This window comes from Roseomonas sp. TAS13 (assembly GCF_001950415.1).
In the GTDB taxonomy this organism is placed as follows: domain Bacteria; phylum Pseudomonadota; class Alphaproteobacteria; order Acetobacterales; family Acetobacteraceae; genus Roseomonas; species Roseomonas mucosa.
Map to the genome: position 1 here is coordinate 1 of NZ_BDLP01000779.1, position 692 is coordinate 692.

The following is a 692-nucleotide window of genomic DNA, read 5'->3' on the forward strand; positions in this document are numbered from 1 at the left end:
CCGCTGGCCCCGTCGCCATGGTTGGCGACGGCATCAACGACGCCCCGGCGCTCGCCGCCGCCAGCACCGGCATCGCCATGGGCGGTGGCACGGAAACCGCGCTGGAGGCCGCCGACGCCGCCCTCCTGCACGGCCGCGTCGCAGGCGTCGCCGAGCTCGTCGCCCTGTCGCGCGACACGCTGCGCAACATCCGCCAGAATGTCGGCATCGCCGTGGGGCTGAAGGCGCTCTTCCTGGCCACCACCCTCGCCGGCATCACCGGCCTCTGGCCCGCCATCCTGGCCGATACCGGCGCCACCGTCCTGGTCACGCTGAACGCCCTGCGCCTGCTGGCCTGGAAACCCGCCCGGGCCTGAACGCCATTTCAGGCGTTGCGCCGTCCCGGGGGAAAGGCGCTGCCTTTCGCCCCGGACCCCCTATCCGCCAGGACCCTGCGGGCCCTGGACCCGATGAGTGGGCTCTCCCTGTGGCCGGATCGCGCTGGAGAGCATGGCTCTCCGGCGGACTGCCCGGGCCACCCGCGCGGTAAGGATGCTTTTCTTCTTTTCGGGAGCCCCGCGTCGCTACCTGCTCCCAGGGATCAGGCCGCAGGCTGACGGCCACCACGCAGAGCCAGCGAAAGGCGGGGTCCGGGGACATACCATGTCCCCGGCGGAGAGGCTGTCTCTTGATCACATCTACGCACAGCTCCA

General features: G+C 71.4%; 1 protein-coding gene. It reads left to right on the forward strand.

Annotated features, from left to right (window positions below; translation table 11 throughout):
* On the forward strand, positions 1–356 hold a 356-nt coding region (locus tag ROTAS13_RS25470; protein WP_171979261.1), incomplete at its 5' end, for an HAD hydrolase family protein.
* Positions 357–692: the final 336 nt, after the last annotated feature.